The sequence below is a fragment of the Rhodococcus sp. NPDC049939 genome, from assembly GCF_040656415.1.
Taxonomy (GTDB): Bacteria; Actinomycetota; Actinomycetes; order Mycobacteriales; family Mycobacteriaceae; genus Rhodococcus_F.
On record NZ_JBFAMC010000004.1, the window covers coordinates 61,488 to 83,699 of the forward strand.

The following is a 22,212-nucleotide window of genomic DNA, read 5'->3' on the forward strand; positions in this document are numbered from 1 at the left end:
ATGCGAAATGTGGGCCTCAGTTTCTGTTTTCCGAGTCGGTACGAGTTGCTCCCACATGGAGGTGGAGGATGGTCAACCGCACTGTAGCGGGTAGGTACGGGGTTCGGCTGGCGCTTGTGGCCGCGTTGATGGCGGCGATTCCCAGTGTCGGCATCTCGACGTTCGCTTCGGCGGACCCGGTCAAAAGCACCGCGCCCGCTGATAGTGGCTCGTATCTGGTGAGTATGACGAATGTGAAAGACCGCGAGTGGATGATGCGCGTGTATTCGGCATCGATGGATCAGGTCATTCCTCTGCAGGTGATCACACCGGCGGACGCGAGTGTGCCGAGGCCCACGCTGTATCTGCTCAGTGGGGCGGGCGGCGGCGAGGATTCGGCTTCGTGGCAGGCCAACATGGATGTACCCGGCTTCTTCGCCGACAAGAACGTCAATTTGGTTTCGCCCCTGAAGGGCAAGTTCAGTTACTACACGGATTGGGAACAGTCCGATCCGAAGTTGGGGACGAACATGTGGACGACGTTCCTGACGAAGGAGCTTCCCCCGATCGTCGATGCCCAACTCGGGACGAACGGAATCAACTCGATTGCCGGCATCTCGATGGCGGGTACGTCGGTGTTGAGCCTGGCGCAGGCGGCGCCCGATCTCTACAGGGGAGTCGGGGCATACAGTGGCTGCGCGATGACGAGCAGCGAACCCGGTCAGACGTATGTCCGAACGGTTGTCGAGTCCCGTGGAGGCGCTGACGCCACGAACATGTGGGGACCCTATGACGGTCCGGGTTGGGTTGCGAATGACCCGTATGTGAATGCGGAGAAGTTGCGCGGGCTCGGCATCTACGTCAGTAGCGGGACGGGTCTGCCGGGCCCCGGTGATCGTCTCGACTCACCTGGAATCGACGGCGACATAGGCGCATTGGCGGGTCGTATCATCGTCGGCGGCGTCATCGAGGCCGCGACCAATCAGTGCACCCATGCGCTGGCCGGTAGGTTGCACGAGTTGGGGATCCCCGCGACGTTCGACTTCCGTCCCACCGGCACGCACTCGTGGTCGTACTGGGTGGAAGACCTCCACAAGTCGTGGCCGATGCTCGCGGCGTCGATGGGCCTGTAGCCACGAAAACCCGTCGGAAAGTTCTCGATTCGCGCTCACGTCGGCAGCCCGTCGGGTAAGAAAGGGGAGGCGCCGGCAAGGGCGCGATACATCCACGAGAGTGAAAGTCAGGAGCACGGATGAACAGCTCGGATTTGGATTTTGGGTCTTTGGGGTCTTTGGGAACCGGAGGGTGGTTCGAACTTACCTTGATCACCATTGACGCCGGTTCTGGCGAGCGTCCCTAGAAGTAGACGCCGTGAACTAGATCCGTGTACAGCGAAACTGAGGTTCACATGCAAGACTGTGGGCCTCAGTTTTGTTTTCCGGAACGGTACGAATTGCTCCTAGATGGAAGGTGGAGGATGGTCAACCGCACTGTAGCGGGTAGGTACGGGGTTCGGCTCGCGCTTGTGGCCGCGCTGACGGCGGCGATTCCCAGTGTCGGCATCTCGACGTTCGCTTCGGCGGACCCGGTCAAAAGCACCGCAACCGCTGATAGCGGCTCGTATCTGGTGAGTATGACGAATGTCAAAGACCGCGAGTGGAAGATGCGCGTGTATTCGGCGTCGATGGATCAGGTCATTCCTCTGCAGGTGATCAAACCGGCGGACACGAGTGAGCCGAGGCCCACGCTGTATCTGCTCAGTGGCGCCGGCGGTGGCGAGGATTCGGCTTCGTGGCAGGCCAACACGGATCTGCCCACCTTCTTCGCCGACAAGAACGTCAATTTGGTTTCGCCCTTGAAGGGCAAGTTCAGTTACTACACGGATTGGGAACAGTCCGATCCGCAGTTGGGGACGAACATGTGGACGACGTTCCTGACGAAGGAGCTTCCCCCGATCGTCGATGCCCAGCTCGGGACGAACGGAATCAACGCGATTGCCGGCATCTCGATGGCGGGTACCTCGGTGCTGAGCCTGGCGCAGTCGGCACCCGATCTCTACAGGGGCGTCGGAGCCTACAGTGGCTGCGCGTTGACGAGCACCGATCCCGGCAAGGCATACGTGCGGATGGTGGTCGAGGCCGCCGGCGGTGCAGACCCCACGAACATGTGGGGACCCTATGACGGTCCGGGCTGGGCGGCCAATGACCCGTATGTGAACGCGGAGAAGCTGCGCGGACTCGACATCTACGTCAGCAGCGGGACGGGTCTGCCGGGCCCCGGTGATCGTCTCGACTCACCTGGAATCGACGGCAACATAGGCACATTGGCGGGCCAGATCATCGTCGGCGGCGTCATCGAGGCCGCGACCAACCAGTGCACTCATGCGCTGGCCGGCAGGTTGCACGAGTTGGGGATCCCCGCGACGTTCGACTTCCGTCCCACCGGCACACACTCGTGGTCGTACTGGGAGGAAGACCTGCACAAGTCGTGGCCAATGCTCGCGGCGTCGATGGGACTCTAATCACTACTTTCCCGATTCTTGCCCTTCATCACGAATGCTCGTGTACAAAGAGAACGCTATTTGAGGGGCGTGGGCCGAAACCCACACGACAATCGGGAGATGGAATCTATATGTCGTCGCAGGACTTCGCGGATGTTGTGGAACTCGTCACAGCCATAATCAAGTGGTTTGCCGGGTCCTAGCGAGACCGAGAGCCTACGCTTCGCCGAATCTGGGGTTCACATGCGACACTGTGCACCCCAGATTCGGCGTTCTGGGGGGTTACGAGTTACATATGAAAGGTGAAGGATGGTCAACCGCACTGTAGCGGGTAGGTACGGGGTCCGATTGGCGGTTGCTGCTGCCGTGGCCGCGATGTTGCCCGGTTTCGGCGTCCAGGCTTCCGCATTCGCCGAACCGGTCGATGACGCGACGGCCTCCGTTGGTGACACCGTGACATCCAGCGGTGACACGGCGTCCGCCGATGATGCCACCGCGACGCCCGACCTTGGCTCGTATCTGGTGAAGGAGAGCAACGTCAAGGGGCGTGAGTCGACGATCTGGGTGTATTCACCGTCGATGGACCGCGACATCAAACTGAATTTGATCAGACCGGCGGACACGAGCGAGCCGAGGCCGACGCTGTACCTGCTCAACGGTGCGGGCGGCGGCGAGGACAGGGCCTCGTGGCAGGTCAACACGGATCTGGCCGGCTTCTTCGAGGACAAGAACGTCAATGTGGTCTCGCCCATGGAAGGCGCGTTCAGCTACTACACGGACTGGGAAAAGCCCGATCCGGAGTTGAATGGCGGCAAGTGGAAGACCAACTCCGGAGAGTTGGGTATCCACAAGTGGACGACGTTCCTGACCGAGGAGCTTCCCCCGGTCGTGGATTCCGAGTTCGGAGGGAACGGCGTCAACGCGATTGCAGGCATCTCGATGGCCGGTACGTCGGTGCTGAGCTTGGCGCAGGCGGCGCCCCACCTCTACGAGAGCGTCGCGGCATACAGCGGCTGCGCGAGGACCAGCAATGGGCCGGGCCGCGCCTACGTCAACCTTGTTGTCGAGAGCCGTGGAGGCGGCGACACCGAGAACATGTGGGGACCGGTCGGCGAAGGGGGATGGGAGGCCAACGACCCGTATGTGAATGCCGAGAAGTTGCGCGGACTCGACATCTACGTCAGCACCGGGACGGGTCTGCCCGGTGCTGGTGATCGCCTCGACAACCCGGCCATCAATGGCAACACGACTGTCCTGGCCAACCAGATGATCGTCGGCGGTGTCATCGAGGCCGCGACCAACTCGTGCACTCATGCACTGGAGAGGAAGTTGAAGAAGCTGGATATTCCGGCGACATTCGACTTCCGTCTCACCGGCACGCACTCGTGGTCGTACTGGGAGAAGGACCTCCACAAGTCATGGCCGATGATTGCGGAGTCAATCGGCCTGTAACCACCCGGCTCCAGTCACCTCGACCCCTGTGGATCAGTGATTCGCAGGGGTCGAGGCGTCTAGTCTGGCCAGGTGGAGACAGTACCGATCCAGATGCCCGACGGAACCACCACGCCGGTACGCCTGTTTCCCAGTGCCGAGGACGCTCCCGTCATCGTTGTGTTTCCAGGACTGGGAATTCCCGCCGGATATTACGAACCGTTCGCCGAGGAACTCGTGTCCCGCGGTTTCAATGCGGCGATCGGCGAACTGCGCGGCCAAGGTGACAGTCGCCCGCGGCCGAGCAGTGCGAGTACTTACGGCTATCACGAGCTGGTGTCCGTCGACTTCCCCGCGATCTTCGAAGTTGTGCGGGAACGGTTTCCGGCCGCAACACCGTTCCTGTTGGGCCACAGTATGGGTGGTCAGTTGGGCGTGATGTACGCGGCGAGAATACGCGGACGTCTCGGTGGCCTCGTCCTCGTCGCGTCCGGATCGCCCTATCATCGCGGGTTTCCCGGATTGCATTCCCCAGGGGTTCTGATGAGCGCCGCAGCGATGTCGGTGACGGCCAACCTTGCGGGGTTCTGGCCAGGCGACAGGCTCGACATCGGCGGGTTCGGCAGGCAGTCGAGGGTTCTGATTTCCGACTGGTCCCGGTTTGCCCGCACGGGCAGAATCGAACCCACCAGCGCCGACATCGACTACGAGGAACGAATCGGCAGGCTGAAACTGCCGGTGCTGTCGGTGACCATCGAGGGTGACGATCTCGCGCCGAAATCCTCTGCGAAGAATCTTGTCGCCAAACTCCCGAACGCCGATGTCACGCTCTGGCACCAATCCCGGCCACACGGACACAATGCGTGGATCCGGGACGCCGCGAGCACGGTGGACCGTGTCGTCGACTGGGTGCACGACTGCACGTGACCGGGTTGCCGAACCCTAGCGGTTGAGCTGGTTCCAAAGAAAGCTGAAGGTGAGGGCCGACTTGAATGCGGCCTGAGCGTTGTCCGAAGCGCCGCCGTGTCCCCCCTCGATGTTCTCGTAGTACCAGACTTCGTGCCCCTGCTCCTCGAGCAACGCGGCCATCTTGCGGGCGTGACCGGGGTGGACGCGATCATCTCGGGTGGAGGTGGTGATGAGAATCGGTGGGTAGTCGGCTGACGTGGCCGAGTTCTGATACGGGGAGTATTCGCTGATGAATTTCCAGTCCTCGGGGTCGTCCGGGTCACCGTATTCGGCCATCCACGACGCCCCGGCCAGCAGCAAGTGATATCGCTTCATGTCGAGAAGCGGCACCTGGCACACGATCGCGCCGAACAGGGTGGGATACCGGGTGAGCATGACGCCCATCAAGAGTCCGCCGTTGCTACCGCCCTGGATACCGAGTTGCTTTACGGTGGTGACTTCACGGGAGACGAGGTCACGGGCGACGGCGGCAAAGTCCTCGAATGCCTTGTGGCGCCCCTCCCGCACGGCCTGGGTGTGCCACGACGGGCCGTACTCGCCGCCGCCGCGGATGTTGGCCACTACGTAGGCGCCACCGCGTTCGAGCCACGAGGATCCCATCGACCCGTTGTACCCGGGCACCATCGAGTTCTCGAAGCCGCCGTAGCCGTAAAGGATCGTGGGGCACGGCCCCTCCGCTTCTGTGCGGCGCACGAGGAAATAGGGAACCTCGGTCCCGTCGTCGGACACGGCGAAATGCTGCGATACCAACATCCCCTCCGCCTCGAAGAAGGACGGCGCCTGCTTTACGGGTTCGAGTGGTCCGCCTACCGTGCCGTAGAGCAGTGTTGCCGGCGTCGTGAAGCCACTCGAGTTGATGAAGAAGTTGTCACCATTGCGATGATCGGTGCTGATGATCGAACTTGCTGTCAGTTCTGGTACCCCGTCGAGTGGCTTCTCCTCCCAACCGGTGTCGTTCGGGGTGAGTACCGACAACTTGGTCTGCACGTCCGAGAGTTGAACGAGGAGAAGGTGATTCTGGGTCCACCTTCCTCCCTCGAGAGCAGTGTGCTCGTCCGGCGTGAACAGCGGGGTGATCTCGCGGGAACCGGCGAGGAATCCGGGGTAGTTTGTGACCAGCAGCGAACCGGCAGGGTGAATCACGCCGTCCACTTCCCAGTCTGTGCGGGGACGGATGGTCAACCAGTTGCGGTAGACGGACGTTTCGGCGTCGTTCGGAGTCTCGATCCGTAGCAATGAGCCGTCCGAAAGAAGTTGGTACTGCTCCGAGTTGTAGAAATCGAGCGAACGTACCACGAAATGCCTTGTGTACTCAGGGGTGTCATCGTATGCTGCGCTGACCGCCACATCGGTGGGCGAACCTTCGAACACGGTGATCGCCTCCGCGAGCGGAGTGCCGCGACGCCAGCGTTTGACGACCCTCGGGTACCCCGAGTCGGTCATCGAGCCTTCACCGAAATCAGTCCCTACATAGACCGTGTCCTCGTCGATCCAGCTGATGTCGGTCTTGGCCTCGGGAAGGCTGAATGCTTGATCGCCGACCACGAATTCACGGCTCTCCAAGTCGAACTCACGCACCACAGTCGCGTCGGCGCCGCCACGGGAGAACGAGAGCAGTGCGCGCGACCGTGCGGGGCGCAACACGGTTGCCCCGGCCCAGACCCAGTTCTCGCCCTCTAGTTCGGCGAGTGCATCGACGTCGAGCAGCACATCCCACTCGGGGTCGTCGGTGCGGTACTGCTCGAGCAACGTGCGCCGCCAGATGCCGCGCTTGTTCCTGCCGTCCCGCCAGAAGTTGTAGAGGTACTCTCCGCGGATCACGACGTACGGAATGCGGTTGTCGGTATCGAGGATGTCCCGGATCCGGCTCTCGAGCGCGGAGAACTCCGCATTCTCGGTGTACTCGCCGAGGGTGCGGGCGTTGCGCTCTCGCACCCAGTCGAGCGACCGTTCCGCGGAAACATCCTCCAGCCAGAGGTATGGATCTGTCATGGAGCCATTCTTGCAGGGAACTCCTCGAAGGGTTTTTGCGGTGTAAGAGTCGTTGCTCCGAACCGGACGTTCCACGAAACACCGACGATGGTCCGACTACGCCGGCGTTGCGGCAGCCGTTTGGGCTACTGGCGGGTAGCGTGACCGCAGTGAAATGGCGTTTCTGAACGGACTACCCTGAACTACCGTGACCTCACACTATGACGTCGTTGTCCTCGGAGCCGGCCCGGGTGGGTACGTCGCTGCTATCCGCGCGGCACAGCTGGGATTGAGCACCGCCATCATCGAGCAGAAGTATTGGGGTGGTGTGTGCCTGAACGTCGGCTGCATCCCTTCCAAGGCACTTCTCCGCAATGCCGAGCTTGCACATCTCTTTGCCAAAGAGTCCAAGACTTTCGGTATCTCGGGAGAGGTCTCCTTCGATTACGGTGCAGCCTACGATCGCAGCCGCAAAGTCGCGGATGGGCGCGTCAAGGGCGTTCACTTCTTGATGAAGAAGAACAAGATCACCGAGTACGAGGGCGAGGGGTCATTCGTCGACGCCAACACCATCTCGATCGAGCTGTCCAAGGGCGGGACGGAGACGGTGACGTTCGCCAACGCGATCATCGCCACCGGGTCCACCACGAAGCTCCTTCCGGGGACCTCATTGAGCGAGAATGTGGTCACCTACGAGGAGCAGATTCTTACCCGTGATTTGCCGGAGTCGATCCTCATCGTCGGCGCCGGCGCGATCGGAATGGAGTTCGGCTACGTCCTGAAGAACTACGGCGTTGACGTCACGATCGTCGAGTTCCTCGACCGTGCGCTGCCCAACGAGGACGAGGACGTATCCAAGGAGATCGCGAAGCAGTACAAGAAGCTCGGCGTGACAATCAAGACCGGTGCCGCCGTGCAGACGATCGACGACGACGGCTCCAAGGTCACCGTCTCGATCAAGGACAACAAGTCCGGCAACATCGAGACCGTCGTAGTCGACAAGGTGATGCAGTCGGTCGGGTTCGCCCCACGCGTCGAGGGTTACGGTCTCGAGAACACCGGCGTCGAGATCACCGATATAGGCGCGATCGGCATCACCAGCACAATGCAGACTTCGGTGCCGCACATCTACGCGATCGGCGACGTGACCTCGAAACTGCAGTTGGCTCACGTGGCCGAGGCGCAGGGCGTCGTCGCTGCCGAGACGATCGCCGGTGCGGAGACGCTGCCGATCGACGACTACCGGATGATGCCGCGGGCCACATTCTGTCAACCGCAGGTGGCCAGCTTCGGTCTTACCGAGCAGCAGGCCCGAGACGAGGGATACGACGTGAAGGTCGCTTCATTCCCGTTCACGGCCAACGGAAAGGCGCACGGTCTTGGCGACCCGACCGGTTTCGTCAAGCTGATTGCCGACAAGAAGTACGGTGAACTCCTCGGCGGGCACCTCATCGGACCCGACGTCTCGGAGCTTCTGCCTGAACTGACCCTTGCGCAGAAGTGGGACCTCACCGTCAACGAACTGGCGCGCAACGTGCATACGCACCCGACGCTCAGTGAGGCCCTGCAGGAGGCCATCCACGGTCTCGCCGGGCACATGATCAACTTCTGATTGTCGGCAGAGCACCTTGCCGGTCGCCCGGCAAGGTGCTCACCACGATCTGGCGAATCGTTACGACGACCCGAATGTGGACTCCGGCACCGAGACTTGCGGGAAGTGGCGGTGGAAGTCGCGCAGGGGCCCTTCGAATTGTGGGAACCGCGAGTAAAGCTGCTCGAATCCGCGGTCCTGGGGCCCAGGGTGAACATTGGGTACAGACGGGTAGGCCGGGGCTGCGGTTGCGACCCCCGCGCTGATACCTCCGGCCGCTAGCCCGATACCGCCTACGGCGACCGTCTTCAACAGCAGTGATTTCACAGTTCCTCCTTCAGTCAGAGATGGATTGGCCATCGCGGATTGTCTTGACCGAATTCGAGTGTGAATGCCTCAGCTGTATCCCAGCTGTGCGTACCTTGGCAGTTTGCTGCCAGCGAGCCACTGGAAGGCTCCCGTGCCAGTCGGGGGGTCGCACGAGTCGGGCAGAGGAATCGCGAAAACGCGGCGGGCCTGGGCCAGCCGGTCACTGGTCGACGAGATCAGACCCGGTCGGTGAAGTCGCGATCGATTCGCAGCGTTCCGATGGTGGTGGCCAGAGCGTCGTACTGAGTGACCAGCACACAGAATTCGATCATCTGGCGATCGTCGAAGTATGCCGTCAGTGCGGACCAGGTTGAATCGTCGAGGTTCTTGTCGGTGACGAGTTGATCGACTGCGGTGAGGATCGCGCACGTACGCGCATCCCATCCCACGGCCTCGGGGCCTTCGAGTACCTGCTCGAGCTGTGTGGGCGTGACGCCGGCGCGTCGTCCGATGCGTACGTGGTGATCCATTTCGTACTGGCATTCCCGCAGGTGGGCTACGCGAAGAATGATCAGTTCGGTTTCGCGCCGAGGTATTTTCCCGCCCGGCATGAGCTTGCTCGAATAGCGCAGCCATGCGCGAAACAGGCCGCCGCTGCGACCCATCGTGCTGAACAGATGAGCGTCTGGAGCGCCGACGCCGAGCGAGATGATTCGCCACAGCAGCCAGTTGACGGGACCGAGTTCCTTCAGACGTCCCGGCGGAATTCGTGCGGTCATGCGAACTGCTCCCTTTCTCTCCGCCCACTCACGTGAACAGATGCGTGGGACCGTTGTCCGATCGTCCGGGTCATTCCTGTGGCCCGAAGTGCGAGCATACGCACCGAACCGGTGCCGGGCACTCGGGACTGCGCGTTGATTCGATTTCTGCGTCCGGCGATTCCGCGTTCGAGCGCATCGACCGCGGCTGTGATTGAGGACGTCCGGGCCTGCGCGCTGTGACGGGTGGTGGGGGAGGCGGTGCCGTCGAATTCGATCAGCGTTCTGTCCGTGTCGATTTCACCGAGTCGGGCTATGCCTACCTTGGCGCCGAGTGGTTTCAACTCCCCCCTCAGAGCCTCGCCGAGTTCCTGAGCGCCGCCTCGAACGGCACCGTGCACGCCGCGCAACGGACTGAAAGCTGTTGATGAAGCCACGACGAGCGCGTACCCATCGCGGTGTCCGATGTGGCGCCCTCCGGCTCGCAGCGTGTGGTACGTGCCCATCACGTTTACGTCGACGGCGTGCCGCATCGCTTCGGGATCACCGCCGACGATTTCGAGCGGAGGCATGACACCCGCGTTCGCGACCACCGTATCGAGGCCACCGAGCTGATCGGCGAGGCGGTCGATCGAATCCTCGACAGCCTGACGGTCACGGATGTCGCAATACTGCCACGGAGCGCGTCCGCAAGCGGTTGCCGTCTGCTCCAGGAGTTCGGGTTCGATGCCGAGCAGCCCGACGAGTGCTCCCCGCTCGTGAAGGCGTCTGGCGAGTCCGGCGCCGATACCCCTGGCCGCGCCGGTGATCAGGACGCGGCGCCCGATCAGATTCTCTTCGAGGGTGCGTGACATGAGACAAGATCCCAACCGGTATTACTGAACAGTAGCCAGACGCTAGCACTTGCCGGCCTCAGGCGAGGGAATTATCCCAGTCCCAGTTGGAGCAATAATCTCGCTCGTGTGCAGCCCGAGCTGTACGCGCGAGGGAAGTGCCTGCTCAGCCGGCTCTCGAGCCGCCAGGGCACCCGTCAGCGGATCAGATACGGGGAGACCGAACTCTGGTGCTCGCTTATCTCGAGTTGCTTTCCCAGGGGAGGGAACGCACGTTGAGGGCAGTTCATTCGTTCGCAAACCCGGCAGCCCGAACCGATAGGAGTGCCGGGGTTGGAGTCGTCCAGGTCGAGACCGTCGCTGTAGACGAGGCGATGGGCGTGCCGGATCTCGCAGCCGAGTCCGATCGCAAAGATCTTGGCGGCCTGACCATAGCGGGCAGCGCGACGTTCGACTGTCCTGGCGACCCAGAGGTACCGACGTCCGTCGGGCATCTGCGCGATCTGGGTCATGATCTTGCCCGGGTACGCGAATGTCTCGTAGACGTTCCACAGCGGGCATGTGCCACCACTGGTCGAAAAGTGGAAACCGGTCGCGGACTGCCGTTTCGACATGTTGCCTGCCCGGTCGACGCGGACGAACATGAACGGTACGCCCCGTAGCTTCGGGCGTTGCAGCGTCGAGAGTCGGTGGCAGACGGTCTCATAGCTCACCGAATAGAAAGCCGACAACCGCTCGATGTCGTACCGGAAGTCCTCGGCCACGTCGTGGAACTGACCATAGGGAAGGACCGTCGCCGCTGCGAAATAGTTGGCAAGACCGAGGCGGGCGAGCGCGAGCGACTCGTCACTGGTGAATCCACCCTCTGCGACCAATTTGTCCAGTAGGTCGCCGTATTCGAGGTACGCCAATTCGGTTGCGAACTTGAACACCTGTTGCCCACCCGATAGGTGGGGTGAGATCTCCAGGACCCGGGACTCCGGGTCGTACCGGTGGAGCACGTTTTCACCGAGGTCGATTCGCTTGACGATCTGCACGTCGTGAACTGTCTGCAGCCTGCGAGCGATCTCGCCACCGACGTCCCCCCGATGGAAGCGCATCCGGGCGGTCAAATCCTCTGCAGCGGTGTCGAGCTCGTGGAGATAGTTCTGGTGCTGATAGAAGTAGTCGCGAACCTCTTCGTGCGGCATCGTGATCGAACCGCTGCCGCTGCCGTCGCTGTAACGATCTTCGGTGGCCTGGGCCAATTGCGCGGTGGTGTTGCGGAACCGGCGGTGCATGTTGACCATCGCCTTCGCCAGTCCTGGGTGTGATGCGACCATATCGGCGATTTCCTGCGCGTCGGCGTCGATCCCCATCTCCTGATCGAGGGCCACCTCGCGCATCTCCGCGATCAAGCGCGTGTCATCCTGCGAAGAGAAGAACGTGGTGTCGACACCGAAAACCTCGCTGATCCGCAGCAGTACCGGCACCGTCAGAGGCCGGACGTCGTGCTCGATCTGGTTGAGATAGCTCGCGGAGATCTCCAGGGTCTTCGCGAGTGCCGCCTGACTCAGACCTCGCTCGGTCCGGAGCTGACGTAAGCGGACGCCGACGAAGGTCTTCGACATAGGGTAAGGGTACCGGTGCAGGTCAGCTTGTGTGAAAGAAACATTTGCAAGATTTGCCAACGCTTGTCTGGGGAGCCCCCAGATGGATATCACTTCTCTGGGTCGGCGATCCAGCTCACGTCGTAACGGGGCAGTTCGCGGACGTCGCCTGTGCCACGGGCATCCGGAGACAGGACCGCGAAATGGCCCGGGATGCCAAGCGCGTCGCAGCCAGTTTCCCAGTTCGCACACCAGATTCCCACCGCCACAGGCGCATAGAACCGAGATGCGGTGGTGGCGTAGAAGTCGAAGCGCGCTACTTTCTGTTCGCGCTCTATCAGTTCTGTCACCGCTGCGCATCGGGTGGTCTGCGCGTTGAAGGACGACGGCGACCACTGACACACCTCGTAGCAGCGGCCGAACGACGAGAAGGGTGGTTTGTCGACTGCCAGCGGCACCTCGCAGTGCGGATCGGAGAAGAACAGCGACTCCAGCGGCAGGCGGCGATGAGATATCCATTCCATCACGCGGACGAAGAAGGGCTTGAAGTGTGATCGGTATCCGACCGCGCAGACGCAGACCACGTGATCCTTCTCCGGATCGAAACGGCTACCCAGGTGTTCGACGACGCTGCTCTGGTCGGCACCCGGGCCGATCCAGCAGGTGCTCACTCCCATGCGAGTGGCCTGCAACACCACCTTCTGCAGACTGCGGCCGACATCGACAAGCACCAGCCGGTCATAGCTGTATGGAGCGATCGCGACAAGGAACTCGTGCGCACCTTCCCCCGGCCAGATGGTCAGTGGAGCTGCGACGTATTCGAGTCGAATCGGGCCGGTGCCGATCAGGCGGTCGCGTCGACTGTATTCGTCGACTGCTCGCATCAGCCCGGCCCGGTCGACTGCCGTGAGATCGCGGCTCTGAAAGGAGTGGCAAGAGCGTCTAGAGCGGATCAAGTCGAAGGTGTCGAGGTCATCTGCGCGCTGTGGCAGGCGCTCGGTGGGGCGTACTCCCCATTTCACGGTAATGACATCGAAGATCGCGGAAGCGAGTAACAGCAGGCCGATCGCCAGGGGCAACCAGAACAGCAGCGGCTGCCAGGCTCCGATCAGCCATCCGACAGCCGAGACGACGAAGAATACGATCGCGACGTTGACGGCGATGAGGTACTGGAGCCAACCCGTGAACTGCAGCCGTACCTTCAACCGCCACAACCTCGAACGCCGCGATCTCGCGGTCGGGTAAGTGTCGTGGTCGCGCGGTAGCTGTTCTTGCTCGGTCATCGCCGACCTCCTGCCGGGGAATCAGCCTAGTGCAAGTATATACTTGCACTAGGCTGGATATTCGATTTCCGGCTGATTCCGGTACGACGTTCGGAGGCACATGCCCAGGTATATCGACGTTGATGGACTGTTCGACACGGCAGTCGCGGTTTTCGCCGAACGCGGATACCGGGCCACCACAACCCAGGAGATCGCCAGCCGAGCCGGCGTCAACGAGGCGACGCTGTTTCGCCGTTACGGCGACAAGGCCACCTTGATCAACACGGCTCTGACGCAGGCTCTGGCCAAAGCGCCGTTCGCCCAATTGGGCACAACCGACGACGTTGTCACAGATCTCGTCGCACTAGCTGAGGCCTTCGTAGACACGAACCGCAAGTACGGAGGCGCTGTCGGGACGCTGCTGGTCGAGATGCCGCGGCACCCCGAGCTACGTGCCGTCACGGCCGCGTTCATGCCGCAACTGCTCAACGCGGTGCATGTGATCGCAACACACCAGGATCGGGGACAGCTCACACCAGGTGACCCAGTGCAGAAGCTGGTGATCCTCCTATCACCTCTGATGACGTTCGGTCTGCTGGCGCGCAGCGGGGCTGAAATGTTCGTCTCCGAGTTCGTGCCCAGCGCCCTTGTCGAGTCTTTTCTCGAGGGCCATCGCGTAAGGCAGAGGCCTTGATTTTAATGCGAGTTATTGCTTGCAGACATCTGGACGAGGGCATAGCCTTGATTTGGGGATCGCCACCAAAGAAGTGGGGTGAATGATGTCTGATCAATCCATCAAACCGGTTTTCGAAGAGCTCTACGGCGAGGAGCAGTCACTCGATGCATTGCCTGCATTGACGCCATGGGACATTGGCGGCCCGCAGCCGGTGATCCAAGAGTTGGTGGCCTATGGTGCTTTGCGCGGTGAGGTGCTGGACCCGGGGACCGGTCCAGGTCACCATGCGATCCACTATGCGTCGAAAGGCTACTCGACGACGGGGATCGACGCTTCGCCCACAGCTATTCAACGGGCCAAGCACAACGCGCAAAATGCCGGGGTCGAAGTGGACTTCCAGATCGGCGACGTCACCAAGCTCGACGGGTATGAGAATCGATTCGACACCGTTGTCGACGCTGCGTGCTATCACACCTTCCTGGACGACGAGGACACCCAGAAACTGTATGCGCAGACCCTGCATCGAGCCACCAAGCCGGGAGCGCGGCTTTATATGTTCGAATTCGGTCGCCACAACGTCAACGGCCTACAGTTCCCAGGTCTGTCGGCAGAAGTTCTGGAGCGAGTGCTTTCGGCGTCGGGTTGGCACATCGACTATCTGGGGACCACCACCTACCGAGCCCGCTTCGATCCCGAGCAATTCGCCAAGATGTCCGAGTTCGCCGGGCAAGAATTTCCAGAATTCGAGTCACTGCTGGCGCCGATGCTGCAGAAATTGCAAGTCATAGCGCCGCTGCTGGAAGACCACCTCGTGCACATGCCGGTCTGGGCATTGCACGCCACCCGTGTCGACTGAAGTTCCAATCTCCTGGTCGACACCAATCTCGACAGCGGCAAGCTGTCGAACCGGGCGCCACCGACGGTGCCGCTGACGCCCGCGCCCCACGTCGGAGTAGACGGCCGGGCGAGATGTACCTTTCGGTGCCTTCAGTGCTCCGGAAGGTACGTCGGCCCCGCATTCAGCTCGTGATTGCAGTCACAACAAGCGCACCAGCCGGAGTCGACTCGAGCCGCTACGGCGGGAAGCGAGCCTGCCGAAGAGGGGGAGCTCGGTGTCCGCAGTGGGCTACCTATTTCGGGTCCATCAACTGCGCTTTCTTGCCAGCGACAAATACCCTTCGATCTTCGATCGAGCTTGTTTGGCCCAGATTCTGCTCAACAAAATTCGACCTAGGTTGAGGGTGCAGGTGCAGGTCAAGATGGTGTGAGTGGAACATATCCAATATTCACTTGCGGCCACGACGGGAAATGAGCGGTCGTGTCCGCCAGAAGATGTCGGTGGGTACTGCCAGTCTGTAGGGCTGGCCAACTGGTCGGCGTTCGTTCCGCGAACCCGTATCGAGCATCAGGAGTACGCATGACCAACCCGGATCTCACGCTGATCGCCGTCCTACTCGACCGTTCGGGATCTATGCAGTCGATCAAGTCCGACACGGAGGGCGGTTTCGACGCGTTCATCGCCGAACAGCGCACCCAGCCGGGAGAGGCGGTCGTGACCCTCGCGCAATTCGACAACAGGTACGAACGCATTTATTCGAGTGTTCCCGTTGCCGACGTCCCGGCCCTCGAACTCGTGCCGCGCGGTTCAACGGCACTGCTCGACGGCATCGGTCGTTTGACCACCGAGATAGGTGAAGAACTCGCGGCTTTGCCGGAGGAGGAGCGGCCAGGTCGGGTTCAGATCGTCGTGATCACGGACGGTCACGAGAACTCCAGTCATGAATGGAGTCTCGAGGCAGTCCATGAGGTGATTCGGCGTCAGGAGGAAGTGTATTCGTGGGATTACTATTTCCTCGGAGCGAACATGGACGCAATCTCAGTCGGGCAGTCGATGGGCTTCGTTACCGAGAAGTCGATCAGGTACTCGGCATCGCCAGATGAGGTGGGCGCGGTCTTCTCTGCCCAGTCGAAGCTCATCAACCGCAAGCGCGGCGTAGCGCCTGGAGCCCCGGTTCCCGGGTTCTCAGCGAAGGATCGGGCCGACGCCCGCGGCACCGGTTCGGAGTAGGTGGCCCGGGCGGATGTACCTTACGGCGTTTCCAGTGCGCCCGAAGGTACATCTGCCTGCTCTCGGGTGGCGCTTCGCTCGTGATTGCAGTCACAAGAATCGCACCAGTCGGAGTCGGCTCGAGCCGCTGCGGCGGGAAGTGAGCCTGCCGAAGAGTGAGTGCTCACCTTCCGCGGCGGCTCCGGCGCTTCGGGTTCATCACCTGCGCGTTCTTGCTACCGACGGGTATTGCCCCTTCCGCGATCGGGCCGCTTTGTCGCTTCCAGTTCTTAACAAGATTGGCAAACTGGTGTGAAAAGCTAGCCAACGTTGGCATTAGCTACAGGTAGACGGCACTTTTCGGCTGTGTCATTCTCTTTAAGTACATACGAAGGACCTGGCAAGGATGCGAAGCAGTACATCCATACCGGACGAAGAGATCGAAGAGATGGAGTCTTGATGTCGACCACCGGCACCCCAAAGACCGCAGCTGAAATCCAGCAGGATTGGGACACCAACCCGCGCTGGAAGGGAATTACCCGCAACTACACGGCCGAGCAGGTCGTCAAGCTCCAGGGCTCAGTCGTCGAAGAGGCCACCCTCGCGCGCCGTGGTTCCGAGATCCTCTGGGACCTCGTCAACAACGAGGACTACATCAACTCGCTTGGTGCCCTCACCGGTAACCAGGCTGTCCAGCAGGTCCGTGCGGGCCTGAAGGCGATTTACCTGTCCGGTTGGCAGGTCGCCGGCGATGCGAACCTGTCCGGCCACACCTACCCGGACCAGTCGCTGTACCCGGCGAACTCGGTTCCGCAGGTGGTCCGCCGAATCAACAACGCGCTGCTGCGCGCCGACGAGATCGCCAAGGTCGAGGGCGACACCTCCGTCGACAACTGGCTCGCCCCGATCGTCGCGGACGGTGAGGCCGGCTTCGGTGGCGCGCTCAACGTCTACGAGCTGCAGAAGGCCATGATCGCGGCTGGTGTCGCGGGTTCGCACTGGGAGGACCAGCTCGCCTCGGAGAAGAAGTGCGGCCACCTCGGTGGCAAGGTGCTCATCCCCACGCAGCAGCACATCCGCACGCTGACCTCGGCCCGGCTCGCAGCTGACGTCGCGGGCGTTCCGACGGTCGTCATCGCGCGCACCGACGCCGAGGCCGCGACCCTCATCACCTCCGACGTGGACGAGCGCGACCGTGAGTTCCTCGACGGCACCCGCACCTCCGAGGGTTTCTTCGGTGTCAAGAACGGCATCGAGCCCTGCATCGCCCGCGCCAAGGCCTACGCGCCGTACTCCGACCTGATCTGGATGGAGACCGGTGTGCCGGACCTCGAGGTCGCCAAGCAGTTCGCCGAGGCCGTCCGCAGCGAGTTCCCGGACCAGCTGCTGGCGTACAACTGCTCCCCCTCCTTCAACTGGAAGGCGCACCTGGACGACTCGACCATCGCGAAGTTCCAGAAGGAACTCGGCGCGATGGGCTTCAAGTTCCAGTTCATCACCCTGGCCGGCTTCCACTCGCTCAACTACGGCATGTTCGACCTGGCCCACGGCTACGCCCGCGAGGGCATGACCGCCTTCGTCGACCTGCAGGAGCGCGAGTTCAAGGCGGCCGAGGAGCGCGGCTTCACCGCCATCAAGCACCAGCGTGAGGTCGGCGCAGGCTACTTCGACAGCATCGCCACCACCGTTGACCCGAACACCTCGACGGCAGCTCTCAAGGGCTCGACCGAAGAGGGCCAGTTCCACTGAGGTTTGTCCTTCGAAGCACCGACGGATCCAGGTTTCACCTGATCAGTCAGACCCCAGGGAGGGGCCCTTCACAGGGTGCCTCCCCGGGGGACGACTCCACTTGATGAAAAGGAGCTGACGTGACCAGCGAAAAGATTCAGCGCGTCGGCGTTATCGGCGCCGGGATCATGGGTGCCGGAATCGCAGAGGTGTGCGCGAGAGCACACGTCGACGTTCTGGTGTTCGAGCAGACTCGCGAACTCGCAGCGGCAGGGCGTTCGCGTATCCTGCGGTCGCTCGATCGCGGTGTGAGCAGCGGCAAGATCACAGAACGGGAGCGTGAACAAGCAGCTTGGCGGCTTCGGTTCACATCCGACCTCGGTGACTTCGCTGATCGGCAGTTCGTGGTGGAGGCCGTCATCGAGGACGAACAGGTGAAGAGTGAGATCTTCACCGAGCTCGATCAGGTCGTGACGGATCCGAATGCTGTGCTGGCATCGAACACGTCGTCGATCCCGATCATGAAGCTTGGCATTGCCACCAATTCCCCGGAACGGGTCATCGGCATGCACTTCTTCAACCCTGTGCCGGTGCTTCCGCTCGTCGAGTTGGTGACCACTCTCAAGACGAGCAAGTCGGTGTCGGAGCGGGCAGAAGCATTCGCGAGCGATGTGCTGGGCAAGCAGGTCGTCCGTTCCGCCGATCGCTCCGGGTTCGTCGTCAACGCCCTCCTCGTGCCTTACCTGCTCTCGGCCATTCGCATGGTGGAGTCCGGTTTCGCCACGAAGGAAGACATCGACAAGGCCACGGTTCTCGGTCTCGCGCATCCGATGGGTCCGCTGGCGCTGACCGATCTGGTGGGCCTGGACACCGTCAAGTCCATCGCCGACTCGATGTACGAGGAGTTCAAGGAGCCGTTGTACTCGGCGCCGCCACTCCTGCTGCGCATGGTCGAGGCTGGTCTGGTCGGCAAGAAGGCAGGCGCCGGCTTCTACGAATACGGCGACAACGGCCGTTCCGGGAAGAAGGCAAGCTAGTAGGCGTTTGAACTTGTGCGCCTTTCACGACCAGTGCCGGTTGTGAGAGGCGCACAGGTGCATTGAGCCCAGCACTGTCCGTCAATCTAGGACTGAGCCCAGAAAGGTCGACCGCATGTCCAGCAGCACCGCAGCATACGGATCCAGCATCCTGGGATATCCCCGCATCGGACCTCGCCGCGAGCTCAAACGTGCCCTCGAGTCCTACTGGCACGGCACGGGTACCAAGGAAGAACTCGTCGCCGTGGGCAGGGAACTTCAGGAGGAGACGTGGAGCGAACTTGCGGCGACTGGTCTGACGCAGGTTCCCGGTAATACGTTCTCCTACTACGACCACGTGCTTGACAACGCTCTGCTCTTCGGTGCCGTGCCCGAGCGGTTCGCCCCGCTCGAAAACGAACTCGATCCGCTGGACTTCTACTTCACACTGGCGCGGGGTCGGCCGGATTTCCCGCCGTTGGAGTTGGTGCGATTCTTCGGCACCAACTACCACTACCGTCAGCCGGAGCTGGACGAGAACACCGAGTTTTCGTTGCGCGCCGAGACCTTGATGGACGAGTTCGAGCGGGCGAAGGCGCGAGGGATCGAGCTACGTCCTGTCGTGTTGGGGCCCGTGTCGCTGCTGTTGCTGTCGAAGGTCGGTCCGACCTCGGAGGTCGACGGCTTCTCCACGCTCGACTTGTTGGACAAACTCCTACCGGAGTACGAGCGACTGTTCGAGAAACTTGCCAAAGCCGGCGCGACGTGTGTCCAACTCGACGAGCCGTCGTTCACCGAGGATCGCCTCCCCGAAGAATTGGCCGCGCTGGCCCGCGCCTACGAGCAGCTCTCCCACGCGCCGCTGCGTCCACGCATCCTCGTCACGGGTCCGTACGGACAACTCGGTGAGGCGCTGTCGATTCTCGCGGCAACGAAGGTCGAGGCGTTGGGTCTGGACCTTGCCGGCCACCGGACGAGTGCGGATGAACTCGCGAAGATCCCCGGAATCAAGCGCAAGCGCATCTATGCAGGTGTCGTCGACGGTCGCAACGTGTGGCGTGTCGACCGATTCAACACGCTGACCTACCTGAACGAGCTGAAGGACGTTGTGCCGGACCTCGTGGTCTCGACATCGACGTCGCTGCTGCACGTGCCGTACGACGTACTCTCCGAGTACGAAATTCCGGGTGATGTCGCGGACCGGTTGGCATTCGCCAAGCAGAAAGTCGGCGAGGTGGTCTCGCTGGCGAAGGCGCTGAGCGAGGGGCCGTCGGACAAGTGGCGTAAGCGGCCCACTTCGGTGCACTTCAAGCTCAAGCATGCGGTGCGCGCGCGGGTGAATGCGATCAAGCCCGCAGATCGTGTCCGGGTTCCTTATGAGCAGAGGCGGGTCGTCCAGCAGGACCGACTGGAACTGCCGCTGGTTCCCGCGACCACACTCGGCTCGTTCCCACAGACGGGCGCGATTCGGCAGGCCCGGTACGAGCTCGGTATGGGGCGTCTGGAATGGGAGGAGTACTACAAGCGGATTCAGGCCGAGATCGAGAGCACGATCCGATTGCAGGAGGACATCGGCCTGGATGTACTCGTGCACGGCGAGCACGAACGCAATGACATGGTGCAGTACTTTGCCGAGCTTCTCGAGGGGTATGCCTTCACCCACAACGGTTGGGTGCAGGCTTACGGCTCGCGGTGTACTCGCCCACCGATCCTCTATGGGGACGTGTCGCGCCCGAAGCCGATGACCGTCGAGTGGATTGCCTACGCGCAGTCACTGACGGACAAGCCGGTCAAGGGCATGCTCACGGGCCCCGTGACGATGATTGCGCGTTCGTTCGTCCGTCAGGACCAGCCGCTGCACGAGACAGCTGACCAGTTGGCACTCGTGATTCGCGACGAGATCGCAGACTTGGAGGCTGCGGGCATCGCGATCATTCAGGTCGACGAACCGGCGATTCGCGAACTGCTGCCGCCTCGGCAGGACGGTCGCGAAGCGTATCTCGAGTGGGCGGTCGATGCGTTCCGGCTGGCGACAGGTGGAGCCAAGCCGGAGACCCAGATTCATACCCATCTGACGTATACGAGCCGCGCTTCGGTGGTGGACGCCATCGAACGTCTGGATGCGGACGTGACAGCGATCGTGGCGACCCGTTCGATCGGCTGGGTGCTGGACGCGATCAAGGATCGAGTTCTCACCCACGGTGTGGGGCCCGGTGTGTACGAGAGCCGTTCGGCGCGGATTCCGGATATCGACGAACTCGACGAGTTGCTTACCGAGGCCAGCAAATCGGTATCGCTCGAGCGGCTCTGGGCCAACCCCGACGGCGGCCTGAAGACTCGTCACTATTGGCAACTCGAGCCGTCCCTGCGAAATTTGGTCGCGGCCGCGAGACGTCTCCGGCGTCGTGCCGAAGTGAGGGACTGAGAACGGGAATTGTCAGCCGGTCACCGCATCAGTGGTGACCGGCTGATCTGGCGTCCGGACATGCGAACCGGTACGTATAGATGAATGGTTACCGCAGCCGCATATGCAGTCACGTCCAGCACGAGTCCGTTCGAGAAGACCACCATCGAACGTCGGGAACTCGGGCCTCTGGACGTGCTGATCGAAATCAAGTTCGTCGGCATCTGCCACTCGGACATTCACACCGCCCACGACGAATGGGCGGGCACCCACTATCCGTTCGTCCCCGGCCATGAGATCACGGGCGTGGTCGTCGCGGTCGGTCCCGACGTCACCCGGCATCAGGTGGGCGACCGTGTCGGGGTGGGAGTGTTCGTCGATTCCTGCGGCGAATGCGACGCATGCCGGGGTGGCGAGGAGCCGTTCTGCCTCAACGGGGCAACCACAACCTACAACTCGAAGGGCCGGGACGGGGAGTGGACGCAGGGGGGGTATTCCACGCACATCGTCGTGACCGAACACTTCGTCCTGTCCATGCCGGACGGCCTGGAACTCGATACCGCGGCTCCTCTGCTCTGTGCCGGGGTGACGCTGTACTCACCTCTCGCTCACTGGGGTGCCGGGCCGGGGAAGAAGGTGGCAATCGCGGGAATGGGCGGCATTGGTCACATCGGTGTGAAGATTGCGCACGCGATGGGTGCAGAGGTGACGGTTCTCAGCAAGTCCCTCGCCAAGAAGGATGACGGGTTGAAGTTCGGAGCCGACCACTACTACGCCACCTCCGACCCGGCAACATTCACGCAGTTGCGCGGAGAGTTCGATCTGATCGCCAACACGGTCTCGGCAAAACTCGACTTCGACGCGTACATGTCGATGCTCGCGATTGGCGGCACCCTGGTCGAACTGGGACTGCCGGAGGAGCCGATCGAGGTGGACGCGTTCAGTCTCGTTCGCAACCGACGAATCCTGGCGGGTTCGCTGGTCGGGGGAGTCGCGCAGACGCAGGAGATGTTGAATTTCTGCGCGGAGCAAGGTATCGCCGCCGAGATCGAGGTGATATCGGCGAACGAGATCGACGAAGCCTACCGCCGAGTGATCGCCGGCGACGTGCGGTACCGATTCGTGATCGACGTCGCGACGATCTGACTC

18 protein-coding genes are annotated in these 22,212 nt (G+C 62.0%); 12 read left to right on the forward strand and 6 right to left on the reverse strand.

The window, feature by feature from the left end; all coding sequences use genetic code 11:
* Positions 1–68 precede the first annotated feature (68 nt).
* The 4 genes from AB0I57_RS15175 (at position 69) to AB0I57_RS15190 (ending at position 4,837) form a co-directional block, all read left to right on the forward strand.
* Complete coding sequence (locus AB0I57_RS15175) at positions 69–1,112, forward strand: alpha/beta hydrolase family protein (protein ID WP_358336621.1); 1,044 nt, start codon at positions 69–71, stop codon at positions 1,110–1,112.
* A gap of 344 nt (positions 1,113–1,456) precedes the next feature.
* Complete coding sequence (locus tag AB0I57_RS15180; RefSeq protein WP_358336624.1) at positions 1,457–2,500, forward strand: alpha/beta hydrolase family protein; 1,044 nt, start codon at positions 1,457–1,459, stop codon at positions 2,498–2,500.
* Between the two features lie 288 nt (positions 2,501–2,788).
* Entirely contained in the window at positions 2,789–3,931 is a 1,143-nt protein-coding gene (locus tag AB0I57_RS15185; protein ID WP_358336627.1) for an alpha/beta hydrolase family protein, read from the forward strand.
* Between the two features lie 72 nt (positions 3,932–4,003).
* Positions 4,004–4,837: an alpha/beta fold hydrolase gene (locus AB0I57_RS15190; protein WP_358336630.1), complete on the forward strand. Its 834-nt coding sequence runs from the start codon at positions 4,004–4,006 to the stop codon at positions 4,835–4,837.
* 15 nt (positions 4,838–4,852) lie between these two features.
* Here AB0I57_RS15190 and AB0I57_RS15195 read toward each other — a convergent pair whose 3' ends face one another.
* On the reverse strand, positions 4,853–6,871 hold the full coding sequence (locus tag AB0I57_RS15195) for a prolyl oligopeptidase family serine peptidase (RefSeq protein WP_358336632.1): 2,019 nt from the start codon (positions 6,869–6,871) through the stop codon (positions 4,853–4,855).
* Positions 6,872–7,058: 187 nt separating this feature from the next.
* Between AB0I57_RS15195 and lpdA the strand changes: the two genes are divergently transcribed.
* Entirely contained in the window at positions 7,059–8,462 is a 1,404-nt protein-coding gene (lpdA, locus tag AB0I57_RS15200; protein WP_358336635.1) for a dihydrolipoyl dehydrogenase, read from the forward strand.
* 60 nt (positions 8,463–8,522) lie between these two features.
* Here the strand turns inward: lpdA and AB0I57_RS15205 are convergent, their stop codons facing one another.
* The 5 genes from AB0I57_RS15205 to AB0I57_RS15225 form a co-directional block, all read right to left on the reverse strand.
* On the reverse strand, positions 8,523–8,768 hold the full coding sequence (locus tag AB0I57_RS15205; RefSeq protein ID WP_358336638.1) for a hypothetical protein: 246 nt from the start codon (positions 8,766–8,768) through the stop codon (positions 8,523–8,525).
* A gap of 218 nt (positions 8,769–8,986) precedes the next feature.
* Positions 8,987–9,529: a carboxymuconolactone decarboxylase family protein gene (locus AB0I57_RS15210; RefSeq protein ID WP_358336641.1), complete on the reverse strand. Its 543-nt coding sequence runs from the start codon at positions 9,527–9,529 to the stop codon at positions 8,987–8,989.
* Positions 9,526–10,362: an SDR family NAD(P)-dependent oxidoreductase gene (locus tag AB0I57_RS15215; RefSeq protein WP_358336643.1), complete on the reverse strand. Its 837-nt coding sequence runs from the start codon at positions 10,360–10,362 to the stop codon at positions 9,526–9,528. The genes AB0I57_RS15210 and AB0I57_RS15215 overlap by 4 nt, the downstream gene beginning before the upstream one ends.
* 176 nt (positions 10,363–10,538) lie before the next feature.
* Complete coding sequence (ramB, locus tag AB0I57_RS15220; RefSeq protein ID WP_358336646.1) at positions 10,539–11,951, reverse strand: acetate metabolism transcriptional regulator RamB; 1,413 nt, start codon at positions 11,949–11,951, stop codon at positions 10,539–10,541.
* A gap of 89 nt (positions 11,952–12,040) precedes the next feature.
* Positions 12,041–13,213, reverse strand: coding sequence for a nitroreductase family protein (locus AB0I57_RS15225; RefSeq protein WP_358336649.1), 1,173 nt, complete (start codon positions 13,211–13,213; stop codon positions 12,041–12,043).
* Between the two features lie 100 nt (positions 13,214–13,313).
* Here AB0I57_RS15225 and AB0I57_RS15230 point away from each other — a divergent pair, with 100 nt between their 5' ends.
* From AB0I57_RS15230 to AB0I57_RS15260, 7 genes are all read left to right on the forward strand, one after another.
* Positions 13,314–13,886: a TetR/AcrR family transcriptional regulator gene (locus tag AB0I57_RS15230; RefSeq protein WP_358336652.1), complete on the forward strand. Its 573-nt coding sequence runs from the start codon at positions 13,314–13,316 to the stop codon at positions 13,884–13,886.
* A gap of 85 nt (positions 13,887–13,971) precedes the next feature.
* On the forward strand, positions 13,972–14,724 hold the full coding sequence (locus tag AB0I57_RS15235; RefSeq protein ID WP_358336655.1) for a class I SAM-dependent methyltransferase: 753 nt from the start codon (positions 13,972–13,974) through the stop codon (positions 14,722–14,724).
* A 561-nt stretch (positions 14,725–15,285) separates the two neighbouring features.
* On the forward strand, positions 15,286–15,936 hold the full coding sequence (locus tag AB0I57_RS15240) for a vWA domain-containing protein (protein ID WP_358336658.1): 651 nt from the start codon (positions 15,286–15,288) through the stop codon (positions 15,934–15,936).
* Between the two features lie 438 nt (positions 15,937–16,374).
* Positions 16,375–17,664 (forward strand): isocitrate lyase, encoded by a 1,290-nt coding sequence (gene aceA / locus AB0I57_RS15245; RefSeq protein ID WP_358336661.1) that lies wholly within the window; start codon positions 16,375–16,377, stop codon positions 17,662–17,664.
* Positions 17,665–17,783: 119 nt separating this feature from the next.
* Positions 17,784–18,680 carry a 3-hydroxybutyryl-CoA dehydrogenase gene (locus AB0I57_RS15250; protein ID WP_358336663.1) on the forward strand — a complete coding sequence of 299 codons (897 nt, stop codon included), beginning with the start codon at positions 17,784–17,786 and terminating at the stop codon, positions 18,678–18,680.
* A 115-nt stretch (positions 18,681–18,795) separates the two neighbouring features.
* Positions 18,796–21,084 (forward strand): 5-methyltetrahydropteroyltriglutamate--homocysteine S-methyltransferase, encoded by a 2,289-nt coding sequence (gene metE / locus AB0I57_RS15255; RefSeq protein ID WP_358336665.1) that lies wholly within the window; start codon positions 18,796–18,798, stop codon positions 21,082–21,084.
* Between the two features lie 84 nt (positions 21,085–21,168).
* The gene (locus AB0I57_RS15260; RefSeq protein ID WP_358336668.1) at positions 21,169–22,209 is read left to right on the forward strand and encodes an NAD(P)-dependent alcohol dehydrogenase; all 1,041 of its coding nucleotides are present in this window, start codon (positions 21,169–21,171) and stop codon (positions 22,207–22,209) included.
* Positions 22,210–22,212: the final 3 nt, after the last annotated feature.